Origin of the sequence: Burkholderia sp. E168m22, assembly GCF_001319805.1 — a bacterium.
GTDB classification, from domain to species: Bacteria; Pseudomonadota; Gammaproteobacteria; order Burkholderiales; family Burkholderiaceae; genus Burkholderia; species Burkholderia orbicola.
In genome coordinates this window covers 87,988-104,350 of sequence record NZ_BBSK01000019.1, presented here as the reverse complement: position 1 = coordinate 104,350, position 16,363 = coordinate 87,988, and the positions used below count along the sequence as shown (strand labels likewise).

Genomic DNA, 16,363 nt, shown 5'->3' with positions numbered 1-16,363 from the left:
ACGATGAATACGACCACCCTGACCTCGCAGGACGCCGCGCGCCCCAGCGCCGCGAAGATCCGGCGCATCATCTTCGCGGCGTCGATCGGCAACGCACTCGAATGGTTCGACCTGATCGTCTACGGCTTCTTCGCGGTGACGATCGCCAAGCTGTTCTTCCCGGCCACGAGCGAAGCGACGTCGCTGATGCTGACGCTCGGCACGTTCGGCCTGTCCTACCTGATCCGGCCGATCGGCGGCTTCGTGCTCGGCGCGTACGCGGACCGCGCGGGCCGCAAGGCGTCGCTGCTGCTGTCGATCGCGATGATGATGGCCGGCACGCTGCTGATCGCGCTGATGCCGACCTACGCATCGATCGGCATTCTCGCGCCGCTCGGGATCATGCTGTCGCGGCTGATGCAGGGCTTTTCCGCCGGCGGCGAATTCGCGAGTTCGACCGCGTTTCTCGTCGAGCACGCGCCGCAGCGGCGCGGCTTCATGTCGAGCTGGCAGTTCGCGAGCCAGGGCCTCGCGACGTTGCTCGCGTCGGGCTTCGGCGCGCTGCTGACGGCCACGCTGACCACCGCGCAACTCGAAAGCTGGGGCTGGCGCGTGCCGTTCCTGTTCGGCCTCGCGATCGGCCCTGTCGGGCTGTACATCCGTCGCTACGTCGACGAAGGCGTCGAGTTCAAGACGCAGGCGCGCTCCGAAGCGCCGGTGCGCGAACTGTTCGCGGATCAGAAGATGCGGCTGCTGCTGTCGGTCGGCGCGCTCGTGATCTCGACCGCGATCAACTACATGATCCTGTATATGCCGACCTACGCGATCAAGCAGCTCGGGCTGCCCGCATCGACCGGTTTCGCGGCGACGCTCGCGACCGGCTTCGTGCTGACGCTCGTCACGCCGGTCGTCGGCCATCTGTCCGACAGCACCGGGCGAATCCGCATGATGGCGGTCGCGGCCGTGCTGATGCTCCTGACCGTGTGGCCGACGTTCGCCTGGCTCACGCGCCACGCGTCGTTCGCGACGATGCTCGCCGCACTGGTCTGGATCGGCGCGCTGAAGGCGATGTACTGCGGCGCGCTGCCGGCGCTGATGGCCGAACTGTTCCCGTCGCAGACGCGCGCCACCGGGCTCGCGGTCAGCTACAACACCGGCGTCACGCTGTTCGGCGGCTTCGCGCCGTTCGTCATCACCTGGCTGATCAGCACGACCGGCAACCGGCTGTCGCCGGCGCTCTATCTGATGGGATGTGCGCTACTGAGCCTCGCCGCGCTGTTCGTCGCGCGCACGCGGCTGAAAATGCGCTGACGCGAGAAACGGCGGCGCAGCAAGGCGCCGCCGAAACCGCCGGACTCGGTGCGACTCGGCCCGTCGCGGCATCGCTGCCGCGCGGGCCGCGCGCCGTTTACGGCGCCGGGTTCGGCTGCCGTTCGTGCAATGCGTCGATCTCGGCAAGGATCTCGTCGGACAGCGTCACGTCGACGCTGCCGATGTTTTCCTTCAACTGCTCGAGCGACGTCGCGCCGACCAGGTTGCTGCGCACGAACGGGCGGCTGTTGACGAACGCGAGCGCCAGTTGCGCGGGCGACAGCCCGTGACGCTGCGCGAGTGCGACGTAACGCGACGTCGCCTCGACGGCCTGCGGCTTGCTGTAGCGCTGGAAGCGCTCGAACAGCGTGATCCGCGCGCCGGCCGGACGCGCGCCGTTCTCGTATTTGCCCGACAGCCAGCCAAATGCGAGCGGCGAATACGCGAGCAGGCCGACGCCGTCGCGATGCGTGAACTCCGACAGCCCGTTCTCGAACGTGCGGTTCAGCAGGCTGTACGGATTCTGGATGCTCGCGATACGCGGCAGCCCGAGCCGCTCGGTCGCGCGCAGGAACTGCGCGACACCCCATGGCGTTTCGTTCGACACGCCGATCGCGCGCACCTTGCCGGCCTTCACGAATTCCGCGAGCACACCGAGCGTTTCCTCGATCGGCACCGTGTACGCGTCGTCGACCCACGGATACGCGGGACGGCCGAAGGTGGTCGTGCTGCGATCGGGCCAATGCAGCTGGTAAAGATCGACGTAGTCGGTCTGCAGGCGCTTGAGGCTGCCGTCGAGCGCTTCGGTCAGGTTCTTGCGGTCGAACTGGTTGCCCTCGCCGCGAATATGACGCGGATTGTGCGGCTGCCGCGCCGGCCCGGCGATCTTCGTCGCGAGCACGATGCGGTCGCGCTGCGCGCGATGCTGCGCGATCCAGGTGCCGATGTACTGCTCGGTGCGGCCCTGCGTGTCGGGCTTCGGCGGCACCGGATACATCTCCGCGGCATCGATCAGCGTCACGCCGTGTCCGAGCGCGTAGTCGATCTGCTCGTGCGCGTCGCGCTCCGAATTCTGCTCGCCCCACGTCATCGTGCCGAGACCGATCAGGCTGACCTCGATGCCCGAATCGCCGAGTGTGCGGTATTCCATGCTGTTCCTGTCGCGTCAGTGGAAAGCAGGAACGCTATCACATTGAAGCCACTGCTTCAGATGGGCCCCGCGCACGCTTACAAGCGGCCTTCGGCGCTGCTCCCCACGCTCACGCGCCCGCCCGGACGGGGGGTGTCGCCTCCTCCCGTCACTGCGGCCGCTGGATGAAGCAGGTCGCCGACGCGTGCGCGACGATCTTGTCGTCCGGCGTCTTCAGCGTGCCCTCCGCGACGCCCAGCGAACGCGACAGGTGAATTACGCGCCCTTCCGCGATCAGCTCGACGTCGCGCGGCACGGGCCGCAGCATCTTCACGTGCAGATCGACGGTGCCGTAACCGACGCCCGCGTCGAGCATCGAATGCACCGCGCACCCGGTGACCGAATCGAGCACCGTCGCGGCGAACCCGCCGTGCACACCGCCCAACGGGTTCAGGTGCCGGCCGTCCGCCCGCGCCGAAAACTTCACGTAACCGAGCTCGACGTCGAGCGGACGCATCGGGATCGTCTCGGAAATCGATGCCAAGGGCGCGTCGCCCGACACGGCGGCACGCAGCAGGTCGAGGCCAGACAGGGAAAGCGGGTTCATCGGGTTGTCTCCGGGTTGAAAGCGCGTCGCCGCGCGAGTAAGTTCTAAATTGGAACTCATTATTGTCAGCGATGCCGGCCGTTGTCAACGCGGCCGCGCCCGTTGCGACCGAAGGCGGGTTCTATAATCGAACCCGCTATTTCGCTGAACCGCCGCACGACCGCCGCAAGAGGCAAGAGACTCGACGTTGACGTCCTCCTCTTCCTAAAGGGAGAGGATTCCCACACCTGGCGATGCACGTCCGCATCGGAGAATGTTCAACGCAGCGTTGATATCACGATCATGCTCGACACCACAGTCACTGCAGGCCCATTCGCTTACTCGCAGTCCCGCGATACCTTTCGGCCGCGTCGTGCTGTCTTTCGATCCGCACGCCGAACAGGACTGGGTAGAACCGCTTTCGTCGACTTCCTCGAACGTCGCTCCGTGCGCGATCGCTTTGTAGCGGAGCGTGTTTCGGAAGGACGACCAGGACGCGTCGTAGACACTTTTCGCCATCCTGGTTCTGGCAAGTTTTGCGGCCGACACGTTGCCGACCGCGATGTAATCGAAACGCCGCACCAGATCGAGCGCGAGCTTATGCTGGAAGTCGGCGCGGGCATTCGCGATCTTGGCGTGCAGCTTCGCGATATGCCGCTTGTGCTTTCGCGCCCGTTGCGCTTTCGCCAGCTTTTCCGCCGCTCGTCGGCCGAATCGGTCATTGGGCAGCTTTTCTCCGGTCGAAAGTGTGGCGAAGTCTTTCAGGCCGAGATCGATGCCGACGCCGGAACGGATCGGGCGGACCTGCACATCGGGCATCTCGATCACGATGTTGAGAAACCAGTTGCCGCGTGCATCCTGCGCAAAGTTGGTGCCGTCCTTGATCTTGCCTTCGGGAAGCGGTCGACTGTTGAACACGCGAAACGTGTTGCCGGCGAAACGGAACGCGTCCCCCTCGCGCTTCAGGTCACGCCCCTTCAGCGGCACCCAGCCGAGCGACTTCCTGCCGCGATAACGCAGGTAAGGGCGTCGGCGCTGACTGCGCGACTTCGCATATTGCTCGCACGTCGCGTTGATCGTGCCGGAGTGAATACCGAGTTCCTTGCTGCTCCCCGTCGTCAGCACGTTCAGGTCGAATCCCGTCGGCCACTTCTTGCTCCACTTCAGCGCGTGCTTCTGCGTGTCGTTGCAGAAGTTCCAGACGTAGTTCACCGCGCGGCTCTGCTTGTTAAGCAGTCCGTTGAGCGACTTCACCCGGTAGCGGTAGACAAGAATCATGCCGGTGATCCTAACCCGTGGAAGAAGCTGCCTGTCAACAGCGGCGCTCCTTTCCTCCCCGTCCTGAACGACTGGGTTTCTCGGAGCAACTGATGAAATGGGATGACATCGGCACGCTGAACTGTTCGGTCGCACGCACGCTCGCCGTGCTCGGCGACCGCTGGACCATGCTGATCCTGCGCAACGCATTCCTCGGCTGCCGCCGCTTCGACGCGTTCCAGGCCCAGCTTGGCCTGACGCGCCACGTGCTGGCCGAACGGCTCGCGCGGCTCGTCGACGAAGGCGTGCTCGTCAAGCGCGCGTATCAGGAACGCCCGCCGCGCTTCGAGTACCGGCTGACGGAAAAGGGCCTCGACCTCTATCCGGCCCTGCTCGCGCTGATGGCATGGGGCGATCGCTGGAAGGACGACGGCCAAGGGCCGCCGGTGCAATTGCGCCACCGGGCCTGCGGGCAACTGATGCACGCGGTCACCGTATGCTCGGCGTGCGGCGAACCGCTCGACGCACGCGACGTGCAGCCCGAGCCGGGGCCCGGATGGATTGCGTCCGACGGGACCGAGGTGTCCGCATCCACGGATTGACGATACGTTGCGCGCGGATGTCGTTCGGACGCGCCTGCTAGAGATACGTTTGGGCCACGAGCCGCATCGAGTGGCAGTCCGCCCGCCGGGGCACGCATCGTTCGCACGTCCGTGCGCTGCAACGGCAAACGCAATCGCCTGCCATCGCCGGCACTATCGCTGTGCGTTGATCGCCCGCTCGCCCGCACCGGCTGCATAACGCAACTTTGCGTCACCCTGTCCACCGCTGCCAATCCCTGCGCACGCCCTCGCTTCGCATCCACACGTGACCGGGCCGCCACGCGTGCGTTACACTCACGGCCCGCTGTCTCGAAATTATTCGCTGTCCAAGATGTTGTCGCGCAATCGCCTCGCTGCCGCCTGTCTCGCCGCTTCCCTGCTCGCCACCCCGTTCGCCGCCTTCGGCAAGACGCAAAGCGAATCGCTGCTCCAGCAAGCGATCGATCTCGTGTCGCGATGGCTGCCGGCTCCCACTCACGAAGCACCTGCGACCCAGGCCGTCGAATCGGCCTTCTCGCCGGACGGCGGCGCCGAGGCGCTCGTACTGAAAGCGATCGGCGCGGCGCGCAGCTCGATCCGGGTTGCCGCCTACTCGTTCACGTCGCCGCCCGTCACGCGTGCATTGCTTGCCGCCAAGCGCCGCGGCGTCAATGTCGCGGTGGTCGTCGACGACAAGGGCAACCGCGCGAAGAACAGCAAGCAGGCACTGAACCTGCTCGTCAACGCGGGCATTCCGACGCGCACGATCGACACCTATGCGATCCATCACGACAAGTACCTCGTGATCGACGCCGAGCACGTCGAAACGGGTTCGTTCAACTACAGCGCGTCGGCAGCCAGCCGCAATTCCGAGAACGTCGTCGTGGTCTGGAACAATCCGCAACTCGCGTCGCGCTACCTCACGCACTGGCAAAGCCGCTTCGACCAAGGCACGCCGTACCGCTCCAGCTACTGACGCGCGACACGCGCTCGCCGACCCACCGCTCACATTCGCGTCACCGTGTTGCAGATGATCGGCGAGCATGGCGCGATGTTCAATTCGGCCGAATGGCCAGTGCGCCGCGTCGCGAAGCGACCGTCACGCGCGACGACGCCGCGTTCAATGAATGTCAGGCACCCGCCCCGTTGCTGCGCCGGCATGCGCGCTCGACACACAGCGGTTCGCGTGCCCGCCCACACCGCTGGCCGAATTCGCCGACGAGCCTTGGTCGCCCATCGGCAGCACGCTGCGCACGCAATCGGTGCTGAACATCAGCGTGTTCTGAACCAGCGGGTAAATGAGATACAGCGCAAACGCGAGATAGCCCGCGTACAGAATTCGAACCATGGTGCGATGGGAGGCGATGAATGATTGGTCTCGTCCTGTTTACGGCGTGGCGACGCGCACCTTGAGGTATCGGCTGCCCGATTCCGCATCGGGACGAAACACGGGCCGATGACACCCGCTTCTTACCGCATCTTCAACGACGCTCACGAACCCGATCGCCGCCGCGGCGGGACGTGCAGCGAGGCGACGCATCGAGCCATGCGCAACACTGTTCGACGTACGAACCATGACCAACCTGGCCGATGGGACAAGAGACAAGGCTCACGCAAATCGCACCGAAACCGGCCGACGACGCGGCTCGGTCGGGCACGTTGCCGATGATCCCGCACGCCATCGCACCGTCGCCGACCGGCTAACATCGGCGATCGCCGGATGGGCGAACACAGGCCGCGCGGCAGGACGGCCGGCGCATGGCCCGCGGACGAGCCAGGCCGGCGCGCCGGATCAACTGCCGCAGGGCGGCGCGCTGGCCATTGCGTCCGCGATCTGCTCGGGCGTCAGGTCGCGCTGATGCGTCGCCAGCGACCAGCGATGCCCGAACGGATCCTCGACCTGCCCGTAACGGTCGCCCCAGAACATGTCGGCGGCCGGAATCGTGACCGTCGCGCCGGCTTCGACCGCCTTCGCGATCGCCGCATCGGTGTCCGGCACGTACAGATGCAGGCAGACGGGCGTGCCTTTCAGCGCCTTCGGCCCCAGCGCACCGTGCTCCGGCATTTCGTCCACCAGCATCAGCGTCGAATCGCCAATCGCGAGGCACGCATGCGCGAGCCGGCCGTCGGGCATCGCGAGGCGAAACTGTTCGATCGCATTGAATGCACGCTTATAGAAATCAATGGCCGCGGTTGCACCCGCACAGATCAGATGTGGGGTCAGCGTGCGCATCCCTTCCGGAATCGGCTTGACGGACGTGGGCATGGTGTCGCTCCTTCAGTCGGTTGTCGTATCGAAAATCGGGACGGACGCGCGATGCGCACGCCTCCGATGCTACGACGGACGACGCCGACGGAAATCGACACGGTGCCCAGGATTTTTTTGTTCGCCTGACTGATGAGGGCGCAGGACGCCGCATCGGGCGTCATCGGCCCGTTCGGTCGGCCGGTTCGTCCGGCAGGCCGAATTGACGGCGGCAGGCTTCCAGCAACGCGGCCACCGCGTCGAGCGGAAGATCGGCAAATCGCGCGATCGGCAGCATCACGCCGCCCGGCACCTTCGTGCGCGACGAATAGGTAGAGAACTGATAGCCGATGTAACGATTACCGGCGATGCTGACGATCCGGAATTCCGTGACCTCACGCCATGGCGTGACGGGTTTTTCGCGCGCGGAGCCGATCAGCCGGAAGCCCGTCTCGTCGACCTGCAGCGCGAGCTTGCGCCGCGACGAGACGAACAACGCGGCACTGGCCAGCGCCAGCAACACGGCCAGCGCCGCTACCGGCCAGAGCGTCGGGGCGGCCACATAACCGCACACGGTCGCTGCGGCCAGCCCAGCACACACGACCGCTCTGTTTTTCAGGCTCCGGCTGTCGACTGCCAGCGTGACCGGCAACGAACCGGTGACCGTTCCCGCGACCGGATCGACGTGCCAGCCGGAATCCGTCATTTCGTGTGCGTCGTTCATTTCACGCGGGCTCGTGTCGACGGCCGTCGGTTCCTCAATGTGGGCACGATGTCGGGATGCCAATCCCGATGTCGCGAATCACGCGCCGTTGCGCCGACGTCGGTCAATTGCATACCTTGACGGTACCGTTGGTCGTGCATTGCCCGATGGCCCAGTGGCTCTGCCCAGCCAGACGAGGCGCGACGCCCATACCGCGAATCGGCGCGGCCGGCGGCGACGAGGCGGGAACGGTCGCCGACGCGGTCTCGGGCGACGGTTGCACGGGCGACGGCCCGGACGCGGTCTGGCAGGCGCCAAGCGTCAGACAGAGCGCAAATGCCAGCGGGGCGATGGCGAATCTGGAGAGAATCATGGGTACGCTCGCGCGATTCGTTTTGAGTAACGGCCCGCAGTCAGATCTGCGGCAGATCGCGCAACGTGCGCGACTCACTCGTTGCATCGATGTCGAGTTCGATGCCTTCGGACGCATCGCGATACAGCACGCGTTTCAGCCTGGGGCCGATTGCGGTGGTGTCCGATGCCGAGAAGATCGCGCGGACATCGTTACCGGACGCGAGCGCGCGCGCCACGTCCGCCACCGGGGCCTCGCGGGGCGTCGCCGCCCACGAGCGATCGGCCGGGTTCACGGCCGCCCAGCGCACGTGCGTCACGCGCGCGCTGAGCGGATCGATTCGGACACCATTCACCGCAAACGTCGACATCGGCATCTCCCTTGAATTTTTGCGGCCGGCCGCATGCATGCGGCGCGCGGCGCGCTGCGACCAACCCGGATCTCGCCCGCGCGGCGCGCACGGCCTGCGATCGCGTGCGCTGCTTCGGCCAACGCGATTTTCGATGATACATTGGGACGCTTTGCAACCGTCAACAGACGATCGTGTACGGGAGAAACACATGAGCGACGCCTGGGGAACCTTCCCTGCCAGAATGGGCGACCATCAGGCTTTCATCAGCTTCAACCACGGCTTCGCGGAAATCGCCGAAGGAGATCCGCGCACGTCGCTGCTCAGCGTGCGGGTCCCCTTTGCGCATCCGTCGCCTGAAGGGCTGCCGACCGGCGACGAATTCGCCGATCTCGCGAAGATCGAGGATCTGCTCGACGCCGCGATCATCGCGAAAGGCGGCGTGCAGGTCGGCCGCATCACCGTCGACGGCAACCGGGATTTTCTTTTCTACGTGCCGTTCGACGAAGAGGCAGCCGCGGAAATCGTCGACTCGCTGGCCGACCAGACGACCTATGCGCTCCAGTACGCCCACCAGGACGATCCGGACAAGACGACATACTGGCAGACGCTCTACCCGACCGACGACGACTGGCAGATCATGCGCGACATGCGCACGCTGGATGCGCTGCGGCAGCAAGGCGACGCACCGGACGTGAGCCGGCGCGTGATGCACTGGGCATACTTCCCCGACCCGAGCGACGCGCACCAGTTCGCGGACTGGGCCGAAGCGAAAGGCTATCCGGTCGAATCGGTCGCGCCAACCGAAGACGGCAAGTCGGCGGTGCGGTTTTCGCACGAAGGCACGCTCGCGCTCGCCGACATCACGCGCCATACGGTCGCGCTCAGTCGCGAGGTACGCGCGCTCGGCGGGAACTACGACGGATGGGAAACCAGCGTCGAACAGGCAGGTTGAGCGGAGTGCGTGCCGGTTGCGCGTGATGTGACGTCACGCATGCGACGCAAAAAACATCCCGGCAGCGTTGTTACGCGCCGCCGGGATCAAGGCATCGCCGGCAACAACCGGCGATGGGCCTGAGGGTTCGCTCAGGCACGAGGAAAGCAATTCGTACGGATCGGGCGAACGGATGTCGGGGTGCGAACGAGTGCCGTCGCGCAGCCCGCCGAACGCCTGTCCGGTTCCGCCGACGCAACCTTCCGGCGTCGAGGGGCAAAAAGCCCCCGCTCCTGCGCGAGCGAGCGGGGAAATGGTTGACCGGGCCGGGGAAGAACGGTCAACCGGTCAAATTGTGATCGCGGGTCGCGCGACGGTCTGTGCGGCAACTCACCCTTTAGTGACAACGTGACGGCAACCGGCAGGCTCGCGTCCCGGCGCATATCGTCATGATTCAAGCCCGACGCGTTGCCTGTCGGTCTCGTTGACGAGGAACCGGTCGCGAGTTTCTTCGTATCCGCCGTCTTCGGACCGCATCGCAGTACAACCTGTCAGGCCGGCGGCAGTCGTCATTGCGACGGCCATCGACAGCGTTCTTTTTTCATTTCTGGTGTTTTATTTTGTATTAATTCAAGTGGAATTTTCAGGCCCGGGCGCAGTTTCCGGTAAGTCGCGAGTATTGTCAAAGCAGGATTATTCTATTTTTTCATACCAGGCGATTTCCACTCCGTTTTTTGTGCAGAATTTCGCGCACACAATGATCTGCGTCACGAAAACGCGCATTCTTCGCTACGACGAGCCACTGCAAAACCAGTCGGCAACCCAAGCGATCCAGTCGAGATTGCTGACGATTTCAATGGCGGCATCGCCGACGATTCCGGCTGTCGACGAATCTGTCGCCACCGTCCCGGTTACCATCGCGCTCGCCGTCGCAATTCCGGTCGATACGACGGGCCTCGGATCGGCAAGCTGCTCCAGCCACGCGACGATATTGGCGCGTGCGTCTTCTTCATCGGCGAAATCATTGCGCGCCAGAAACCGATCGGACACGATCCACGCGAGCGTCTTGCTTCGCGTCTCGGATTCGAGCTGCCTGTCGACAACGACGGTACGACCGGACTCCGTGATTTCGAGCGTCGCGGTGAAACGGTAATCGAGATATTCGATCTCGAGTTTCGACGACATGGTTTCTCCGCTCAATCCGCCCTCTCAATTTTTATGATACCCGGCGCCTGACGCGCTTCGCGACACTGTGTGAATCTTGTGTGAATTTCACTCGGGGCGCCATTCTCGCTGGCGTTATCGCGATATTCTCGCGAATTGTCGATATGGCCGGTCGACGTATGACCGCCCTCATTTTTTGCCACCCTTTCGATGGCGCCGTCAGCCGCTCCGTTTTCCTGTTTCCGGTATCGACCTGCTCCGCAGTCGTCATCGCGCTGCTAAACTCGAATCACAAAGACCGCTTGCGCCACCAGAGGAAATCATGACGCTCGCTCACGCACGACAAAGCGGCGTAGATATCTGGATCGTCCAGCTTCCCGGACACGCTCCCTATGCCTACACGCACCTCAAGCGGGTATTCTCGTCCGACGACTCTCGACATCGGGTCGTGACGATCGACCTGAAGAAACTGCTGGCCTGCGCCGACCGCGACACCACCGACTATGTGCTGCCGTCGGTTCAGTACTGGGCGCCTGGAAAGGCCGCGGGCATTCGCGAATTCCTCGATCCGAGCCGGGAGCGGATTCCAGACATGCCGTTCATCACGTTTCGCGAGACGAGAACGCGGACATTGCTCGGCATTCCCGGCCTGTCGAAAATCGGCGTCGCATCGTTCCGTAACGGCCAGCATCGCGCGCGCTATCTCGCGCATGCCGGTGCGACGATCTTGCCCGTCGAAATCCACGAGACCGAAGCCGATTTGCTTGTGCGGTATTGCGGCGAGTGACGGCAAAGTCCGGGCGGCTTTCACCTACCGCTTCCATTGCGGCCAGGCGCAGGCGCACTCGCTTGCCGTCGCTACATCGAACCGGCAAGCATTCAAGCCTGGATCGCATAAATCCGGTCGCTGACTTCCGTCTGGCCGATGCGGCTGGTTTCGACACCGGCCAATTGCCAGCCGTTGTGTTCGTAGAACCCGATCGCACGCACGTTGCCCTCCAGCACCTGCAGATGGACCTTGTCCACGCCGATCGACCGGGCCCACGCGCGAACGGCTTCGATCATGCGCTTGCCCGTGCCGCCGCCGTGATGCGAAGGATGGACGTGCAGGCAGTCGAGCAACGCACCAAGCGCCGGGTCGACGGGGCGTTCGGCGCTGACGAAGCCGACCGGCTCGCCATTCGACTCGGCAATCAGTACGAGGCCCCACTCGTTCGCGTTTCTATCGAAGTATTTGCGCCACCGGACCGCATGTTCCGTCGGCACCTCGTCGGACAGATAGCTGGCCGGAAGGATATGGCTATAGGCGGTTTGCCAGCTCAGCGTGTGCAGGCGAGCGATGTGGTTCGCGTCGTGGGGCGTGGCCGCGCGCAGTGTGGTCCGGGTGTCCGGCATCGGTTGCAACTCCTTCTGCGGGTTCTCTTGATCGACAGGTGTCGTCGCAAAATATACCGTGCTTTGCGAGATGCATTTCGCAGGGGCTCGTTGCTGGGAGGTCGGTACGCGGGCAAAAAAAATCCCGACACCTTCTCCGGTCGTCGGGATCGAACGGCCCTGCAAAGCATGAGGGCACGAGGAAGGTCACACATTACACGCATGCAAGACTGTTGCGCTTTGTCGGTTTGTGCCAAACCTCTGTTCGATTCCGCCAATCAATCTGTTATGAACGGGCGTAAACGAAAAAAGCCTGCCCGCGTTTTGCGCGAGCAGGCAAGAAAACGGATCAGCATTCGAGGCACGAGGGCTGTCCAGGAAAGATAACGGCACGGCGCAGGGGAACCTTAGGCGGGAAAGGAAGCGTTGCGGGTAAACTGGTACGAACGTTGTCGGCGCAACGACAAGGAAACGCGAAACGAAGCAGGCCTAGGCCTTCTTCGGCATCACATTGCAGATGCCGGACAAGCGGTGGTATCGGCCGATACCACCGCACGAACACGCGCCCGATTTCGACACCCGCCCTCGTTGCTTCGTCTGATTTCCGATATTCGGTATCGAAGTCATATCGCCACGGCGACTCGATTCCGTCTTTACTAACCAGAACGTTCGGCGTCCACATGCTGCCCGACACCGGCTGCACGGACTCGACGATGATTTCGTAACCATCGAATTCCTCGCCATTGCATTTGATTCTCTTGTGCAGAGGGTGTCCCCTTACATGCACTTGATGTTGCTGTCGCGCAGCGCGCTTTACGCAATCGCTCTTTTGAAGCGCAAGGCCAAAATGGCATCGCGATTGTTTCGTTGAATACGGGGATGCCACTTCGTTAAAAACGCCGTGACCAAGACACACGACAGCTGTGTCCAAACGCCAGAAAGCAAAAAGCCCGGTTCATCGAACCGGGCTTTTTGCTTGAATTTGTTGGGGTGGCTGATGGGACTCGAACCCACGACGACAGGAATCACAATCCTTATACATTTTTGTTATATTTCATGGGGTTGCAGAGGAACATTGGAACATATGACGCCGTGAGCACCTTCTCTGGCGTAGCGCGACTTCCTCATCTTCCAGAGAAATTTCCCTCATACCGAGGTTGCGGACTCTGCGGTCATTTTTTCTGTAGGGTACAGTGGCAGCATCCAGTGCCACCGAGAAGTAGAAAATGACTTTAATTGTCGGCCGCGTGCACGACGGACAAGCTTACATGTTGGGTGACACCGCGTTAACGTGTTCCAGGGGTTCGAACGCCAATCCGATACTTCAGGGTTGTCTAAAACAATATATCGTCTCGGACACCATCGCCATAGGATTCGCCGGAAATCAGCCACAATTCGAAGAAGATGTGCGCCGCTATTTGGAGTGCAGCAAGGTAGACGCGATAGTTTCAATCGCCACGGAGAGCCAGCGCGCGGGAAAAGACTATGAGTTGATGGTCATCGAGATCGGCCGCCCCCATCTTTACTTGGTCAAAGATGGTCAGGTAACGGAATCACCCGCGGGGTTCGTTGGGGACCCGGTAGCGTTCAAGGCATTCCAGGCGGCATTTCACGCCCGGGAGACAAGTACAGAGGTGCTTGAGCCCAATAAAGCGACCATGCAGTTTCTCAGATTGCCTGAGCCCGTCCAAGGTGACCTTTATTCACGTCTGTTCGACTCACTGCGCAGCGTCATAACTGATCCGAAAATTCCCAGCGTAGGCGGCATCGTCGTTCCACTGTGTTCAGACAGCGGAAATTTTCGCTATATTAATTACGCGGACGTTACTTCAGACCCGCTATATCTCGAAGAGTGGGGTCCAGAACCGAAACCAATCGGATTCGGCACCGATAAGGGGGGCGGTTACGCGATGGAGTTCGGGGATGATCGACCAAGAGGAGGCACGGGGCGCAACATAGGCATTTATTTTCTGCAGGGCGGATTCGGCGCGGCTTTTCCGGACACGTCGAGTCGACTTCGGTCACCCCACCTCGTAAGGGCCCCGAATCCAGCCTATTGGACATTGAATACCGAACGTTTGCTCGGGCAGGGCATCGCGTCCAGCTTTTTGACCAGTGACCACTGCGGATTCGCCGGAGAAGAGCTACTCCAACTAGAGCGCTGGCAGGACGCTGACTTTGTCTATCAACTTCGCGACAATCTCAGCGATTTCGCTGAGCGCCCTGAGCTCCTGGAACGTTATGTTGTCGGGCGTTGCATTGCAAAGTTTAACAATGACAAACAAATTCTAGCCATTACCGAACTGGCTGAATTCACGAAAACGCATATGCCCTCTGCGCTCGCACAACAACACCTAGAGCGAATGCTGGCGGCACGTGTGGGCTAGTTCACCGGTGGGTTTACCGCGCATCATTTCGCTAAGTAAGCGTAATTTTCTGTAGCGCCTCGGCTACCATTTCCTCGGACGGATAAAGCTGCAGCATCGCCCGCGCAGCCTCAACGTTCGACGTCGTCAGCCATTCTTCCCAATCGGCCGGCCGTAGGATCACGACCGACCGTTTCTCGTCGCCGGGCCGATGCATGTGCTTCATGATCGGGTGGTCGTCACCGTTGACCGTGATCATCGCCATGGTGTGCTGCTCAGTGCCGCCCGGGCGCTGCAGCGTGCGCCAGATGCCGGCGACGCATAGCGGCCGCCAGCCGGCCAGCCCGATCCGGTATCGGATGTGCTTGCCCGTCTCCCAGTTCGGTTCATAGATCCATTTCGCCGGAATCAGGCAGCGGCGCCCAGCACGCCACGCCGGCCCGTACAGCGGCGACTTCCCGAGGTTGTCGTCGCGCACGTTCATCGTGCTACGGATGATCGGCGGCTTACGGCCCTGCTCCTTCGCCTTCTCGACGTTGGCCTTCTGGAGCGCGCGCGGCCAGAAGCCGAAGTTGGCGATCAGCGGCTTGAGCTGCCCATCGACGAAGCCCACGATGGGCGCGTCGTAGTCCTGGTAGATCTCGGGCTTCCACGGCGTCCAGCGGTATAGATCGCGGAAGTGGTCGATTTTGAGCTCGCTCAGGCCCGGATCTTCGCCCGGCGCGACGTAGTTCGTGCACATCGCCGTCCCCTATTTTCGATCTTGACGGCCCCATCTTACCTCGGGATACACTGTGTTTTTATACAGTATTTCTGCCGTGATCAAGCCACAGTGGGCCTACATCTGGGAGTACGGATTCCAAGGCGAGAAGAACCGCCTGAGGACCCCGGTCGAGCTCACCAAACGCGAATTTGAGCACTGGATCGACGAAGACCCGCGATCGGTGTTCCTCGGTACATCCGCACCGATCGAGGCGACCAGGATCGATCGCAACCGCGTTCCCCTGACGGATCCACGATTCAAGCTGCGACCGGAGGTGCCCGAATTCGATGCCCCGACCGACGCCGAGCTGCGCACTCTGTGGCGCGAGTACACGGACCTTCAGGTGCGGTGGTTAATCCTCGAAATCCGTGCGCTGAGGAAGTCACTCGAGCGCATCGAGGACTGGTACCTCTACACCGACAAGAACGTCGCGAACAAAGGCGACCTTGCCGGCGCGCAGGGCCAGTTGTATCGGCTGATGCATCTGCTGCGCGACGAGATGCGGCGGGCCAGGATGCGGTAGTGCGGGGCTTTACGGGGCTCGGACGATCGCGCGATAGCGACGCACCTGTGGCATTCTGAACGTTCGTCGCACTGGAGGCCGACATGCGCACAATTGCGGAAGAATTCAGCGATTCCGACGACGACTGGTTTGGCATCGCCTCAGCGCAAGACCGGAAGGACGGCCATTCGCTGCGGGCGTACCTGCTGCGTTACGCGGACCGCATCCCGGAACACCATGTCGTCGTGAACGTCGAGCTAGTGCTACGAACGCAGTACCCGCCTCGCGGCGTTCGTCCCCCGTACCTGATCGTCACCCACTTCGATCCGGGGCACTCGACTGACGTGCGGCTTACATGGAAGCGCAACGTCGAGGAACTCCGGTTCGATTCCAAGACCACGTACGTCGAATGCGGATACGACATTTTCGACTCGTTCAGCGACGTCACGATGGACCTGACCGCGCGCGGATTCTACCTCGAGCCGATCAACTAGCCCCTACCGCTCCCGGCACCGCCTGCGGTCACGTTGGCCGCTCGACCAAGCTCACCCGCCAGTCCCCGCCGAATTCGAACATCGGGGCCTCAACCATATCGACGCCCCAGAAGTTCGTGAACGGCTTGATGTCCGGCATGCAATACCAGTGCGCACGTCCGTCGGCATCCATGGCCCACCAGCGAGCGGTCTTCGGGGCCACTTTCCAGTCGATCTCAGGTTTGTCCATGACAGCCTCCGTCACCCAGACGACGGAAGTCTAGTAGATCAACCT

20 protein-coding genes are annotated in these 16,363 nt (G+C 62.7%); 8 read left to right on the top strand and 12 right to left on the bottom strand.

What is annotated here, in order from left to right; all coding sequences use genetic code 11:
* Positions 1-3: 3 nt before the first annotated feature.
* On the top strand, positions 4-1,290 hold the full coding sequence (locus AP428_RS05535) for an MFS transporter (protein WP_054927792.1): 1,287 nt from the start codon (positions 4-6) through the stop codon (positions 1,288-1,290).
* Positions 1,291-1,387: 97 nt separating this feature from the next.
* Here the strand turns inward: AP428_RS05535 and AP428_RS05530 are convergent, their stop codons facing one another.
* The 3 genes from AP428_RS05530 to AP428_RS05520 form a co-directional block, all read right to left on the bottom strand.
* Positions 1,388-2,440, bottom strand: a complete 1,053-nt coding sequence (locus tag AP428_RS05530; RefSeq protein ID WP_054927791.1) for an NADP(H)-dependent aldo-keto reductase — start codon at positions 2,438-2,440, stop codon at positions 1,388-1,390.
* A gap of 148 nt (positions 2,441-2,588) precedes the next feature.
* Positions 2,589-3,026, bottom strand: a complete 438-nt coding sequence (locus AP428_RS05525) for a PaaI family thioesterase (RefSeq protein WP_011545334.1) — start codon at positions 3,024-3,026, stop codon at positions 2,589-2,591.
* Positions 3,027-3,230: 204 nt separating this feature from the next.
* A complete protein-coding gene (locus AP428_RS05520) occupies positions 3,231-4,283 on the bottom strand; it encodes an RNA-guided endonuclease TnpB family protein (RefSeq protein ID WP_054927790.1) in 1,053 nt (350 codons plus the stop codon).
* A 92-nt stretch (positions 4,284-4,375) separates the two neighbouring features.
* Here AP428_RS05520 and AP428_RS05515 point away from each other — a divergent pair, with 92 nt between their 5' ends.
* Both AP428_RS05515 and AP428_RS05510 read left to right on the top strand, forming a co-directional pair.
* A complete protein-coding gene (locus AP428_RS05515) occupies positions 4,376-4,864 on the top strand; it encodes a helix-turn-helix domain-containing protein (protein WP_054927789.1) in 489 nt (162 codons plus the stop codon).
* Between the two features lie 331 nt (positions 4,865-5,195).
* The gene (locus tag AP428_RS05510; protein WP_054927788.1) at positions 5,196-5,819 is read left to right on the top strand and encodes a phospholipase D family protein; all 624 of its coding nucleotides are present in this window, start codon (positions 5,196-5,198) and stop codon (positions 5,817-5,819) included.
* Between the two features lie 144 nt (positions 5,820-5,963).
* Here the strand turns inward: AP428_RS05510 and AP428_RS05505 are convergent, their stop codons facing one another.
* The 5 genes from AP428_RS05505 to AP428_RS05490 all read right to left on the bottom strand — a co-directional run bounded on the left by AP428_RS05505 (position 5,964) and on the right by AP428_RS05490 (position 8,513).
* Positions 5,964-6,191: a hypothetical protein gene (locus tag AP428_RS05505; protein ID WP_011545331.1), complete on the bottom strand. Its 228-nt coding sequence runs from the start codon at positions 6,189-6,191 to the stop codon at positions 5,964-5,966.
* 444 nt (positions 6,192-6,635) lie between these two features.
* On the bottom strand, positions 6,636-7,109 hold the full coding sequence (locus AP428_RS05500) for a VOC family protein (RefSeq protein ID WP_054927787.1): 474 nt from the start codon (positions 7,107-7,109) through the stop codon (positions 6,636-6,638).
* A gap of 160 nt (positions 7,110-7,269) precedes the next feature.
* A complete protein-coding gene (locus AP428_RS05495; RefSeq protein ID WP_054927786.1) occupies positions 7,270-7,812 on the bottom strand; it encodes a hypothetical protein in 543 nt (180 codons plus the stop codon).
* Positions 7,813-7,915: 103 nt separating this feature from the next.
* Positions 7,916-8,164 carry a hypothetical protein gene (locus AP428_RS34720; protein ID WP_082409318.1) on the bottom strand — a complete coding sequence of 83 codons (249 nt, stop codon included), beginning with the start codon at positions 8,162-8,164 and terminating at the stop codon, positions 7,916-7,918.
* A gap of 40 nt (positions 8,165-8,204) precedes the next feature.
* Positions 8,205-8,513 (bottom strand): hypothetical protein, encoded by a 309-nt coding sequence (locus AP428_RS05490; protein ID WP_011545327.1) that lies wholly within the window; start codon positions 8,511-8,513, stop codon positions 8,205-8,207.
* Positions 8,514-8,703: 190 nt separating this feature from the next.
* On the opposite strand from AP428_RS05490, the gene AP428_RS05485 reads away from it, so the two are divergent.
* Complete coding sequence (locus tag AP428_RS05485) at positions 8,704-9,447, top strand: DUF695 domain-containing protein (RefSeq protein WP_011545326.1); 744 nt, start codon at positions 8,704-8,706, stop codon at positions 9,445-9,447.
* A gap of 768 nt (positions 9,448-10,215) precedes the next feature.
* Here the strand turns inward: AP428_RS05485 and AP428_RS05480 are convergent.
* A complete protein-coding gene (locus AP428_RS05480) occupies positions 10,216-10,611 on the bottom strand; it encodes a hypothetical protein (protein ID WP_054927785.1) in 396 nt (131 codons plus the stop codon).
* A 301-nt stretch (positions 10,612-10,912) separates the two neighbouring features.
* Here AP428_RS05480 and AP428_RS05475 point away from each other — a divergent pair, with 301 nt between their 5' ends.
* A complete protein-coding gene (locus tag AP428_RS05475; protein WP_054927784.1) occupies positions 10,913-11,377 on the top strand; it encodes a hypothetical protein in 465 nt (154 codons plus the stop codon).
* Between the two features lie 92 nt (positions 11,378-11,469).
* Here the strand turns inward: AP428_RS05475 and AP428_RS05470 are convergent, their stop codons facing one another.
* The gene (locus AP428_RS05470) at positions 11,470-11,985 is read right to left on the bottom strand and encodes a GNAT family N-acetyltransferase (protein ID WP_054927783.1); all 516 of its coding nucleotides are present in this window, start codon (positions 11,983-11,985) and stop codon (positions 11,470-11,472) included.
* 1,205 nt (positions 11,986-13,190) lie between these two features.
* Between AP428_RS05470 and AP428_RS36630 the strand changes: the two genes are divergently transcribed.
* Positions 13,191-14,351: a hypothetical protein gene (locus AP428_RS36630; RefSeq protein WP_156349307.1), complete on the top strand. Its 1,161-nt coding sequence runs from the start codon at positions 13,191-13,193 to the stop codon at positions 14,349-14,351.
* A 31-nt stretch (positions 14,352-14,382) separates the two neighbouring features.
* On the opposite strand, the gene AP428_RS05460 is transcribed toward AP428_RS36630, so the two are convergent.
* On the bottom strand, positions 14,383-15,072 hold the full coding sequence (locus AP428_RS05460; protein ID WP_054927781.1) for an SOS response-associated peptidase family protein: 690 nt from the start codon (positions 15,070-15,072) through the stop codon (positions 14,383-14,385).
* Positions 15,073-15,124: 52 nt separating this feature from the next.
* Here AP428_RS05460 and AP428_RS05455 point away from each other — a divergent pair, with 52 nt between their 5' ends.
* Both AP428_RS05455 and AP428_RS05450 read left to right on the top strand, forming a co-directional pair.
* Positions 15,125-15,616, top strand: a complete 492-nt coding sequence (locus AP428_RS05455) for a hypothetical protein (RefSeq protein WP_054927780.1) — start codon at positions 15,125-15,127, stop codon at positions 15,614-15,616.
* 83 nt (positions 15,617-15,699) lie between these two features.
* Entirely contained in the window at positions 15,700-16,089 is a 390-nt protein-coding gene (locus AP428_RS05450; protein WP_054927779.1) for a hypothetical protein, read from the top strand.
* 28 nt (positions 16,090-16,117) lie between these two features.
* Here the strand turns inward: AP428_RS05450 and AP428_RS05445 are convergent, their stop codons facing one another.
* The gene (locus AP428_RS05445; protein ID WP_054927778.1) at positions 16,118-16,318 is read right to left on the bottom strand and encodes a hypothetical protein; all 201 of its coding nucleotides are present in this window, start codon (positions 16,316-16,318) and stop codon (positions 16,118-16,120) included.
* Between the last annotated feature and the right edge of the window lie 45 nt (positions 16,319-16,363).

Bases quoted from the DNA above. Each gene is read 5' to 3' on its own strand.
- AP428_RS05535 (WP_054927792.1), top strand. From the start codon at position 4: ATGAATACGACCACCCTGACCTCGCAGGACGCCGCGCGCCCCAGCGCC.
- AP428_RS05530 (WP_054927791.1), bottom strand. From the start codon at position 2,440: ATGGAATACCGCACACTCGGCGATTCGGGCATCGAGGTCAGCCTGATC.
- AP428_RS05525 (WP_011545334.1), bottom strand. From the start codon at position 3,026: ATGAACCCGCTTTCCCTGTCTGGCCTCGACCTGCTGCGTGCCGCCGTG.
- AP428_RS05520 (WP_054927790.1), bottom strand. From the start codon at position 4,283: ATGATTCTTGTCTACCGCTACCGGGTGAAGTCGCTCAACGGACTGCTT.
- AP428_RS05515 (WP_054927789.1), top strand. From the start codon at position 4,376: ATGAAATGGGATGACATCGGCACGCTGAACTGTTCGGTCGCACGCACG.
- AP428_RS05510 (WP_054927788.1), top strand. From the start codon at position 5,196: ATGTTGTCGCGCAATCGCCTCGCTGCCGCCTGTCTCGCCGCTTCCCTG.
- AP428_RS05505 (WP_011545331.1), bottom strand. From the start codon at position 6,191: ATGGTTCGAATTCTGTACGCGGGCTATCTCGCGTTTGCGCTGTATCTC.
- AP428_RS05500 (WP_054927787.1), bottom strand. From the start codon at position 7,109: ATGCCCACGTCCGTCAAGCCGATTCCGGAAGGGATGCGCACGCTGACC.
- AP428_RS05495 (WP_054927786.1), bottom strand. From the start codon at position 7,812: ATGAACGACGCACACGAAATGACGGATTCCGGCTGGCACGTCGATCCG.
- AP428_RS34720 (WP_082409318.1), bottom strand. From the start codon at position 8,164: ATGATTCTCTCCAGATTCGCCATCGCCCCGCTGGCATTTGCGCTCTGT.
- AP428_RS05490 (WP_011545327.1), bottom strand. From the start codon at position 8,513: ATGTCGACGTTTGCGGTGAATGGTGTCCGAATCGATCCGCTCAGCGCG.
- AP428_RS05485 (WP_011545326.1), top strand. From the start codon at position 8,704: ATGAGCGACGCCTGGGGAACCTTCCCTGCCAGAATGGGCGACCATCAG.
- AP428_RS05480 (WP_054927785.1), bottom strand. From the start codon at position 10,611: ATGTCGTCGAAACTCGAGATCGAATATCTCGATTACCGTTTCACCGCG.
- AP428_RS05475 (WP_054927784.1), top strand. From the start codon at position 10,913: ATGACGCTCGCTCACGCACGACAAAGCGGCGTAGATATCTGGATCGTC.
- AP428_RS05470 (WP_054927783.1), bottom strand. From the start codon at position 11,985: ATGCCGGACACCCGGACCACACTGCGCGCGGCCACGCCCCACGACGCG.
- AP428_RS36630 (WP_156349307.1), top strand. From the start codon at position 13,191: ATGACTTTAATTGTCGGCCGCGTGCACGACGGACAAGCTTACATGTTG.
- AP428_RS05460 (WP_054927781.1), bottom strand. From the start codon at position 15,072: ATGTGCACGAACTACGTCGCGCCGGGCGAAGATCCGGGCCTGAGCGAG.
- AP428_RS05450 (WP_054927779.1), top strand. From the start codon at position 15,700: ATGCGCACAATTGCGGAAGAATTCAGCGATTCCGACGACGACTGGTTT.
- AP428_RS05445 (WP_054927778.1), bottom strand. From the start codon at position 16,318: ATGGACAAACCTGAGATCGACTGGAAAGTGGCCCCGAAGACCGCTCGC.